6 protein-coding genes and 1 pseudogene are annotated in these 6,250 nt (G+C 71.5%); 5 read left to right on the top strand and 2 right to left on the bottom strand.

The features are described from left to right. A pseudogene (locus ACRDP3_RS20455) lies at positions 1-223 on the bottom strand (hypothetical protein); the annotation flags it as partial. Between the two features lie 230 nt (positions 224-453). On the opposite strand from ACRDP3_RS20455, the gene ACRDP3_RS20450 reads away from it, so the two are divergent. From ACRDP3_RS20450 to ACRDP3_RS20430, 5 genes are all read left to right on the top strand, one after another. Further along, on the top strand, positions 454-1,062 hold the full coding sequence (locus ACRDP3_RS20450; RefSeq protein ID WP_431518426.1) for a YdbC family protein: 609 nt from the start codon (positions 454-456) through the stop codon (positions 1,060-1,062). A gap of 27 nt (positions 1,063-1,089) precedes the next feature. Beyond that, entirely contained in the window at positions 1,090-1,764 is a 675-nt protein-coding gene (locus ACRDP3_RS20445; RefSeq protein ID WP_431518425.1) for a histidine phosphatase family protein, read from the top strand. Further along, positions 1,761-2,780 carry an ADP-ribosylglycohydrolase family protein gene (locus tag ACRDP3_RS20440; RefSeq protein WP_431518424.1) on the top strand — a complete coding sequence of 340 codons (1,020 nt, stop codon included), beginning with the start codon at positions 1,761-1,763 and terminating at the stop codon, positions 2,778-2,780. Before ACRDP3_RS20445 ends, ACRDP3_RS20440 begins: the two co-directional genes overlap by 4 nt. 104 nt (positions 2,781-2,884) lie before the next feature. Then, a complete protein-coding gene (locus tag ACRDP3_RS20435) occupies positions 2,885-3,580 on the top strand; it encodes a ribonuclease HII (RefSeq protein ID WP_431518423.1) in 696 nt (231 codons plus the stop codon). 79 nt (positions 3,581-3,659) lie between these two features. Then, positions 3,660-4,295, top strand: coding sequence for a hypothetical protein (locus ACRDP3_RS20430; protein ID WP_431518422.1), 636 nt, complete (start codon positions 3,660-3,662; stop codon positions 4,293-4,295). A gap of 44 nt (positions 4,296-4,339) precedes the next feature. Here the strand turns inward: ACRDP3_RS20430 and ACRDP3_RS20425 are convergent. Further along, the coding region (locus ACRDP3_RS20425) for a helicase-related protein (RefSeq protein ID WP_431518421.1) at positions 4,340-6,250 on the bottom strand (1,911 nt) is incomplete at its 5' end.

Here is a 6,250-nt window from a genome sequence, read left to right as displayed (position 1 = left end):
CGAGAACTGACGTGATCATTTCGTCAACGGTGAGTGATCCGTAGTGCTCGGCGACGTGCGCCGGCACTTCCCACTCAGGTGTTCGCCAGGGCCGCCCCGGGTGCCGCGCCAGCCCGTCCGTCGAGAGCTGCTCGAACCCGAACCTGTCCGCGATCTCTTGGGCAACGGTCGTCTTACCGACGTTCGACGTCCCCCCGATCAGCACCACCCGCACATCGCGCATGCCGACGACCTTACTGATCGTTTCAGGAAGGGGCACGCAGTCGTCCAACTCGCCCCCGGAACACCGCACGCCAGGAACAAGTGATCTCCGATCACGCGATGGGACGCCTCGCCTACGCGGAGTATCGGAAGGGCGGTACGGGCCGACGGGAGCACTGAGGGCCACGGACGCGGACGGGTCAGGCACCGTGAGCGTACGGCGCGTCACCCGGTTGGCCGTACGATGGCGCGGTGCTGGTCAAGTGGATGCGCTGCACCGTCATGGACCGTCGGGGGTTCGAGCGGGGTCAGCGGAGGTGGGCGGGGCTCCTCGGCGAGCCGGGATTCCGGGGGCAGGGCGGCGGCTGGAGCCGTGCCCGCGAAGGAGTGGCGCACCTCTTCGGGTTCTGGGAGAGCCGCGCCTTCTACGACTCCTTCATGGCCCGCTCGCACGACCGGCTGCACGCCGCGCAGGCCGGCACGTACAAGGACATGCGGGTACGCCTCTTCGAGTACCGCTTCGACGTGAAGACCGGTTTCCGGCCGGTCTTCACGGACGCCGATCTGCTGCGGGTCGCGCACTGCCGGGTGCGCGGTGACCGTATCGAGCACTACACGCTGATGCAGGAGAAGGTGTGGAACCCGGCGATGGCCGGTTCCCCCGGGATGCTGCGCGGGATCTTCGCCCAGGCCCAGGCCGAGGACGAGTTCATGGTGCTCTCGATGTGGAACTCGGCGGCCGAGCACGGAAAGTACCGCACGGAGAGGGTGGAGCGGCTCGCGCTCCGCGCCCAACTGGGAGCGGATGTGACCGGAATCGCCGGAGACGTGATCGACCTTGAGTCTTCCTGGACCGTGTGACCCCTGAAGTCACCCTAGAGTGGCCATATGGCACGACCCCGTCGCATTGTCCTGGTCCGGCACGGAGAGTCGGAGGGGAACCACGACGAGAGCATCTACGAACGGCTGCCCGACCACGCCCTGGCGCTGACCGAGCGAGGGCTGCGGCAGGCCGAGGCGACCGGAGAGCGGCTGCGGAAGACCTTCGGGCGGGAGCGGGTCTCCGCGTACGTCTCGCCCTACCGGCGCACGCACCAGACCCTCGCCGCCCTCGGGCTCGAACCGGCACTGCTGCGGGTCCGGGAGGAACCGCGGCTGCGGGAGCAGGACTGGGGGAACTGGCAGGACCGGGAGGACGTGCGGAAGCAGAAGGCGTACCGGGACGCCTACGGGCACTTCTTCTACCGTTTCGCCCAGGGTGAGTCCGGCGCGGACGTCTATGACAGGGTGGGCGCCTTCCTGGAGAGCCTGTGGCGCAGCTTCGAGCGGCCCGACCACCCGCCCAACGTCCTGATCGTCACGCACGGACTGACGATGCGGCTGTTCTGCATGCGCTGGCTGCACTGGTCGGTGGCGGAGTTCGAGTCGCTCTCGAACCCCGGAAACGCGGAGACGCGTACGCTGGAACTAGGAAAGGACGGGCATTACCACCTCGACCGTCCCTTCGAGCAGTGGCGCACACCTCGTCCTTATGGCCCCAGCAGTGAGAGTCGTACGCGATGAGCGCCGCACCCCACGATCTCGTCCACGGTGAGCAGCTGGACCGTGCCCTCGCAAGCCTGCACGGCCTGCGGGTGGGGGACGCCTTGGGCGCACAGTTCTCCCTTCCCGGCAATCGCCCGCTGCTGCGGCAGCGTCGGCTCCCGGCCGGTCCCTGGCGGTGGACCGACGACACCGAGATGGCCTGTTCGATGGTGGCGGTGCTGGACGCGCACAGGGGCGTCGAGCAGGACGCGCTGGCCGCCGCCTTCGCCGAGCATCACGACGACCAGCGGGAGTACGGGCCCGCCGTGCACCGCATGCTGCGGCAGATCCGGCAGGAGGGTGCGGACTGGCGGGAGCTGGCCGGTGCCCTCTTCGACGGTCGCGGGTCGTGGGGGAACGGGGCGGCGATGCGGGCCGCTCCGCTCGGCGCCTGGTTCGCCGGCGACCCCCTCCGGGCCGCGGAGCAGGCCGAACTCTCCGCCCGTGTCACCCATCAGCACCCTGAGGCGGTCGCCGGCACCGTGGCTGTGGCGGTCGCCTCGGCACTGGTGGCGGGCGGGGGAGCGGCAACCACCCCGGGGGAGCGGCGCCCGCAGTCGGCGCCGGCCGGCGAGCTGCTGCTGGAGCGCGTGCTGGAGGTGGTGCCGCGCAGCGCCGTAGCGGCAGGACTGCGGCGGGCGGGGGACATGCTCGACTACGGCGACGTGGAGACCGTCGCGGCAGTGCTCGGATGCGGCCGGCGTACGAGCGCGCACGACACGGTGCCGTTCACCCTGTGGGCCGCGGTCCGGCACCTGGGCGACTACGAGCAGGCGTTGTGGACGACCGCGCGGGCGGGCGGTGATGTGGACACCACGTGCGCCATCGTCGGCGGGATCGTCGCGTCGGGCACCGGGAGCGACGGCGACGCCACGGCAGCCGCACCGCCCCCGGAGTGGGCCGCGCGCACCGAACCGTTGCCTGCCTGGGTGTGGCCGGCGGGAGGCCCGGAGAACTCAACGACGCCCGGGACGCCAGGAGTTCCGCCACCATGACCTCCGGACCCTGGTGTCCCACGCCGGTGGAGCCGTCGCGCTCCGCGGACCGAGGCCGCCCCGCCCCGTCGGGAGCGCGTGGTTGGCGCTACGCTGACTCCGCCATGCCGTACCAGCCCCCCACTCACCGCGTCGAGCGATCGATGCGCGCCACCAGCGATGCCAGAGTCATCGCCGGAATCGATGAGGTCGGCCGGGGAGCGTGGGCAGGACCGGTGACGGTGTGCGCGGCCATCACCGGACTGCGCCGGCCGCCGGAAGGTCTCACCGACTCCAAGCTCCTCACGGTCAAGCGGCGCACCGAGCTCGCGGCGGTACTGGACGGCTGGGTCTCGGCACACGCCCTGGGCCACTCCTCGCCGGACGAGATCGACGAATGGGGCATGACGGCCGCGCTGCGGCTGGCCGCGGTACGCGCGCTCGAGGCACTCCCCGTACAGCCGGACGCGGTCATTCTCGACGGCAACCACGACTATCTCGGGGCGCCCTGGCGGGTGCGTACCGTGATCAAGGGAGACCAGTCGTGTGTCTCCGTGGCGGCCGCTTCCGTGCTGGCCAAGGTGAGACGGGACGCGCTGATGGCCGAACTCGGAGCCGACCACGCCGACTTCGCCTTCGAGGACAACGCCGGCTATCCGTCGCCCGTACACAAGACCGCCCTGCGGGCACAGGGGCCCACGCCGCACCACAGGCTGTCGTGGGCCTTCATGGACGCGCTGCCGCGCTGGCGGCATCTGAAGCGCACCCGGATCGATCCGGCCGAGCTGAACGATCCCGCCGAACAGATCGGCCTGTTCTGAACGCGCCGGCACAAGGCTCATGACGTGCCGGGCGAACCCGATGACGACACCCGTACCGACGTTTGGTAGACATCACCCCATGCCTCTCACCCCCGAGGAGCCACAGATTCACGAGAGTGTCCCGGGCAGCCGCAGCACATCGGCCACGACCCGAACTCCGCAGGTCTCCCTCACCGCAGCACCCATTCCCGGCCCCCGCGCCTCCGCCCGTCCCGCGCCTCCGCGCGCGGACAGCAAGGGACCCACTCCCGGTCGGCCCGGCACCGGGCGCACCGGCAGCGCACCGGCGCAGCGCGGCTCGACCGCCGATCTCGATCCGGCTCCCGCTCCCGGTCCCGTCGAGCGGATTCACCTGGTCGCCGCCACCGACGACACGGCCGTGGACGTCGCGGACGAGACCGTCGACGAACTGCTCGACGACGGCAGCGCGCCGGGTGACGTCCTCGTCGTCACCACCGGCGAGCAGCACCCCTGGGCCCAGCACGAGCTCTCCTTCGGAGAGGACGCCTATTGGCGTCAACTCGCCGACGGCGAGGACGTCTTCTGTGTGCCCGCCGACGCGCTCTCCCGTGTCACTCCGCGAGCGGTCGTGGTCCTGGCTGTCAACGGCGGCACCGACACGCAGGCCGCCGCGGCGCTGCCCGCCGCGCTGGCGAAGGCGGCTGGCCGGCTCATCGTCTGCGGCGATCCGGAGCGGCTGCGCGCCCTGCTGTGATGCTGTGACTGCCTGTGCGAACACCGCCGCGAACTCCACCGTGATCAGCCCTGCACGGCCAGCACCAGCGGCAACACCCTCTCTGCGCCTGCCTCCCGAAGCAGCCGCGCGGCCACCGCGAGGGTCCACCCGGTCTCGGTGAAGTCGTCCACCAGCAGCACCGGGCCGCCGCCGGCCGCGACCGACTCGGCCAAGGGCGGTGGGAGCGTCAGCGCACCGAAGAGCGCGCGGAGCCGCTGTGCTCCGTTGCTGCGTGGGGGAACTGTCACCGGCAGCTCCTCCGCGTAGGCCACTGTGCCGAGCAGGGGCATACGGCCGACCGCGGAGATCCGTTCGCCCAGCGAGCGCACCAGCTCCGGACGTGCCCGCGAAGCGACCGTGACCACGCCGACCGGGCGGGCCGGCGCGTCCGGGTCTCCGGAGGCCCAGCCACCGGGCGCCTTGGCCCAGTCGGCCAGCACCGTCACAGCGGCCTCGACCACGTCCTCGGGCACCGGCCCGTCGTCCGCCTGGGGAGCCAGCAGCGGGCGCAGCCGGTTCCCCCAGCCGATGTCCGACAGCCGCCCCAGCGCGCGACCCGTGGCGGCCTGCTGACCGGCTGCTATGCGTCCCTTCAACGGCACGCCGACGGCCGGCAGTCCAGTGGGCCACATTTTCCGCGGTTCCACCTCCACACCCGGCCGGCGCAGTTCGCCACGCGCCGCGTCCAGCGTGGCTCCCGAGACGTCAGCGGTGAACCGCGCCCCCGCGCAGTTGTCGCAGCGTCCGCAGGGGGTGGCCTCCTCGTCGTCCAACTGCCGCCGCAGGTACCACATCCGGCACTCCGTGGTCGCCGCGTAGTCCCGCATGGCCTGCTGCTCGGCGTCCCGCTGCCGGGCCACCCAGGCGTACCGGTCCGCGTCGTAGGACCACGGCTGACCGGTGACGGTCCAGCCGCCCCGCACCCGGCGTACGGCACCGTCCACGTCCAGCACCTTGAGCATCGTCTCCAGCCGCGACCGGCGCAGCTCGACCCGGGGCTCCAGCGCGGGCAGCGACAGCGGGCCGTCCGCCGACCTCAGCACCTCGAGGGTCTGCCGCACCTGGTCCTCGGCGGGGAAGGCGAGGGAGGCGAAGTAGCGCCAGATCGCCTCGTCCTCGGGCCCCGGCAGCAGCAGTACCTCCGCGTGCTCCACACCACGGCCCGCCCGCCCCACCTGCTGGTAATAGGCGATGGGGGAGGAGGGGGAACCGAGATGGATGACGAAACCCAGGTCGGGTTTGTCGAATCCCATCCCCAGCGCCGATGTGGCCACCAGAGCCTTGACCCGGTTGGCCAGCAGGTCGCTCTCCGCCGCCTCCCGCTCGGAGTTCTCGGTCCTGCCGGTGTAGGAGGCCACGGAGTGTCCGCGGCCGCGGAGGAACGCCGCCACCTCCTCCGCCGCCGCGACCGTCAGCGTGTAGACGATCCCGGAACCCGGCAGCTTCTCCAGATGGTCGGCGAGCCACGCCAGGCGGTGTGCCGCGTCGGGCAGCCGCAGCACGCCCAGGCTGAGGCTCTCCCGGTCCAGGGGGCCGCGCAGCACGAGCGCCGCGTCACCACCCTCGCCCGCGTCGTCGTCGCCGGACCGGGTGCCCGTGTCGAGCTGCTCGGCCACGTCGGCGGTCACCCGGGCGTTGGCGGTGGCAGTGGTGGCCAGCACCGGCACCCCCACCGGCAGTCCGGCCAGCATGGTGCGCAGCCGACGGTAGTCGGGCCGGAAATCGTGGCCCCAGTCGGAGATGCAGTGTGCCTCGTCGACGACCAGCAGCCCCAGCCGTGCCGCCAGGCCCGGCAGCACGTCGTCACGGAATCCCGGGTTGTTGAGCCGCTCCGGGCTGATCAACAAGACGTCGACCTGGTCCGAGCGCAGTTCGTCCTCGATACCACTCCACTCCTCGAGATTCGCCGAGTTGATCGTCCGAGCTGTGATACC

The sequence above is a fragment of the Streptomyces sp. genome (assembly GCF_050698815.1).
Classification (GTDB): Bacteria; Actinomycetota; Actinomycetes; order Streptomycetales; family Streptomycetaceae; genus Streptomyces.
The sequence above is the reverse complement of the archived record's forward strand: the minus strand, read 5'-3'. Positions and strand labels throughout refer to the sequence as shown.